Source organism: Micrococcus sp. LASM2_SD2 (assembly GCF_057364565.1).
This window is the reverse complement of record NZ_JBNFOB010000259.1, coordinates 1-3,058: the sequence shown is the minus strand read 5'-3', so window position 1 is coordinate 3,058 and position 3,058 is coordinate 1. Positions and strand designations below refer to the sequence as shown.

The following is a 3,058-nucleotide window of genomic DNA, read 5'->3' as shown; positions in this document are numbered from 1 at the left end:
CCACCTGGTCCGTGGCGCGCCAGGCGTCCGCCTGGGCGGCGGTGACCTCGGCCCGGCTGACGTCCACGGCAGGGTCCTGGCCGCGCGCCGCCGAACGCCAGGCGCTGCACGCCCTGGGACTCCAGACGGTCCAGGGCGCCGGTGTTCTGACCGCCGAGGCCCGCGGTCAGGCCGGTGAGCATCACGAGCAGCAGGCTGATCAGGGCCACCACAGCGCCCATGAGGGCGAACCGTCCGGTGGCGAAGCGCAGGTCGCGCAGGGCGAGGAACATGGGGACCTTCTTCCGGTCGGGACCTGTCTGGTCCGAGGGGTGGATTCGTGACGGGATCCAGCCTCCGCCGCCCCGCGCGGGCGCACATCGGCCGCGGCGGGCGATCCCCGGTCCATCGAACGGTTGATTCCCGTGCGCACGAGCGGATCCGCGAGTCGAGGGACAGCCTGCGGGCCTACGCTGAACGGCATGGAGCCACATGCGCGCGCACACACCGGCACGACGGCGTCGATCCTCGCGGTCCTGCGCGTGGTGCTGCACGTGTCCTTCGCCGTGCTGCTGGCCGTGGGCGTGGTCCGCGCGCTCACCGAGCGTGCGGCGGACGTGCCCGGACTGGGCCCGCGGGGCCTGTCCGCCGTGGTGCTCGCCCTGGTTCTGGCCGTGGTCTACCTGGCCGGCACCGTGGCCGAACGCCGCCGGTGGCGGGACCGACGCCCGGTGCACCGCGGGGCGGCGCTGGCGTGGCTGGCCGTGGTGGTGGTCCTCTGGGGTGTCCTGGTGGGGCACCACCCGGACTTCGCCTGGGTGGCGTTCCCCCTGTTCTTCGTGGTGCAGCACGTGCTCGCCGAGGCCACGGGCCGGTTCTGGCCGGGCCCGGTGGCCGTGGCGGCGGTGACCGCGGTGGTGGTCCTCGGCTCGGCCTCCGCTCCGGAGGGACTGCGGCCGGCCGCGGTGATCGGCCCCTGCGTGGGGGCGGTGGTGGCCGTGGTGATGTACCAGGCCTACCGGGCCCTGCACGCCGAGTCCGAACGCCAGCGGGCCCTGGCCGCCGAGCTGCTCGCCGCCCGCGCCGAACTCGCCCGCACCGAGCACCGCTCCGGCATGCTCGCCGAGCGCGAGCGCCTGGCCCGCGAGATCCACGACACCCTCACCCAGGGCCTGGCCTCGATCGTCCTGGTCTCCCGTGCCGCCCAGGACGCCCTGGACGCCGAGGACACCGGCATGGCCCGCCGGCGGATCGAGACCGTGCGGGTGACCGCCGCGGAGAACCTCGCCGAGTCCCGCCGCTTCGTGCGGGACCTGCGCGGGGACGGCGGCTCCCTGGTGGAGCAGCTGGAGGCCGCCGTGCGCGGCTTCGCCCCGCCGCCAGGCGGACGCTGGGTCACCGCTGGCGGCCGACCTGCAGGTGGAGGGCACGCCGGCACCCGTGGCCGAGGCCGTCGAGTCCGCCCTGTTGCGGGCCGTGCAGTCCTCCCTGGCCAACGTCGGCCAGCACGCCGGTGCGAGCCGGTGCCGGGTGTCCGTGGCCTACCTGGACGGTGTGGTCACCGTGGACGTCGCCGACGACGGCCGTGGCTTCGCCCCCGACGTCCCGCGTCCGCACGGTGCCTCCGAGGACGGTGCCGACGGATCGACCGGTGTCGGTCTGGCGGCGGTGCGCGAACGCGTGGAGGCCGTCGGAGGAACCGTGGCGGTGGAGTCGGCGCCGGGGGAGGGGAGCGTCGTCGGGATGACGGTGCCCGTGGCCGGGCGGACGGAGAACGAGGAGGAGCGCCGAGGATGAGACTGCACGTGATGCTCGTGGACGACCACCCCGTGGTGCGGGCCGGCGTGCGCGCCGTGCTCGAGGCCCACCCGGACCTGACGGTGGTGGCCGAGGCCGGCGACGGCGCCGCGGGCCCTGCAGGCGCTCGCGGACCTGGCCGTCGCCGAAGACGGCGGGCTGCCGGACGTGGTCCTCATGGACCTGCAGATGGGCGAGGGCATGGACGGCGTGGCCGCCACCCGGGCGGTGCGGCAGGCGCACCCGGGCCTGCCCGTGCTGATCCTGACGACCTTCGACACCGAGGCGGACATCCTCGCCGCCCTCGACGCCGGAGCGGCCGGCTACCTGCTCAAGGATGCCGCCTCCGAGGAGATCGCCGCCGCCGTGCGCCGGGCCGCCGCGGGGCAGCGTGCCCTGGCGCCCGGGGTGGCCGAGCGCCTCATGGGCAGGATGGCCGGCGGCTCCGAGGTGCTCACCGCGAGGGAGATCGAGCTGCTGGAGCTCATCGCGCGCGGCGTCAGCAACAAGGCGGCGGCCAGGCAGCTGTTCATCTCCGAGGCCACGGTGAAGACCCACCTGGTGCACGTGTTCCAGAAGCTGGGCGTCGGCTCACGCACTGAGGCGGTGGCCGAGGCGCGGAGGCGACGGATCATCCGGGGGTGAGTGCCGTCGTCGGGAAGGGGACAGCGGCGCGTCAGCGACGCCGTTTGACCGCCCAGGTGACGACGGCGGCGGCCAGGAAGGACAGGCCCAGGATCGCCACCACCATGCCCACGCTGTACTCGCCGCGCTGGAACCCCATCAGACGCGTGGCGTAGGCGCCGATCAGCGCGCAGGAGAACCACACGATCATGAAGGTGAACGCCGTGCGCAGACCGGGGCCACCGGAGGCGGTGGAGCGCCTGGGGCGGCGCGGGTCGCTGGAACGGTCGTCAGAGGGCAGTCCGGGCATCGTCATGGTCACCAGCCTACGGGCACACCCGGATGTGGGCGGTGCCACGTACCCTGGAGGACGTGAAGATCCTCGTGCTTGGCAACGGCGGCCGCGAACATGCCCTGATCCGCACCCTCGCCCGGGACCCGGAGGTGAAGCAGCTGCACGTCGCGCCCGGCAACGTCGGTATGGCGGACCAGGCCACGCTGCACTCCTCGGTGGATGCGTCCGACGTCGACGCCGTGGTGGCCCTCGCCGGTCAGGTGAAGGCCGACCTCGTGGTGGTCGGACCGGAGGCCCCGCTGGCCGCCGGCGTCTCCGACGCCCTGCGCGCCGCCGGCGCGACGTCTTCGGCCCCTCCCGGGC

The 3,058-nt window shown here is 74.7% G+C and carries 2 protein-coding genes and 4 pseudogenes; 4 read left to right on the top strand and 2 right to left on the bottom strand.

All coding sequences use genetic code 11. The annotated features are described in order from the left end of the window. Window positions 1–272 (bottom strand): annotated as a pseudogene (locus AC2W7A_RS11045) (hypothetical protein); the annotation flags it as partial. Window positions 273–461: 189 nt separating this feature from the next. On the opposite strand from AC2W7A_RS11045, the pseudogene AC2W7A_RS11040 reads away from it, so the two are divergent. The 3 genes and pseudogenes from AC2W7A_RS11040 to AC2W7A_RS11030 all read left to right on the top strand — a co-directional run. Further along, window positions 462–1,241, top strand: a pseudogene (locus tag AC2W7A_RS11040) (histidine kinase); the annotation flags it as partial. A 178-nt stretch (window positions 1,242–1,419) separates the two neighbouring features. Further along, complete coding sequence (locus tag AC2W7A_RS11035) at window positions 1,420–1,776, top strand: sensor histidine kinase (RefSeq protein ID WP_485991392.1); 357 nt, start codon at window positions 1,420–1,422, stop codon at window positions 1,774–1,776. Continuing rightward, window positions 1,773–2,421 (top strand): annotated as a pseudogene (locus AC2W7A_RS11030) (response regulator). The gene AC2W7A_RS11035 and the pseudogene AC2W7A_RS11030 overlap by 4 nt, the downstream one beginning before the upstream one ends. 31 nt (window positions 2,422–2,452) lie before the next feature. Here the strand turns inward: AC2W7A_RS11030 and AC2W7A_RS11025 are convergent. After that, window positions 2,453–2,716 (bottom strand): hypothetical protein, encoded by a 264-nt coding sequence (locus AC2W7A_RS11025; RefSeq protein WP_485991391.1) that lies wholly within the window; start codon window positions 2,714–2,716, stop codon window positions 2,453–2,455. A gap of 35 nt (window positions 2,717–2,751) precedes the next feature. On the opposite strand from AC2W7A_RS11025, the pseudogene AC2W7A_RS11020 reads away from it, so the two are divergent. Further along, window positions 2,752–3,058: pseudogene (locus AC2W7A_RS11020) on the top strand (phosphoribosylamine--glycine ligase); the annotation flags it as partial.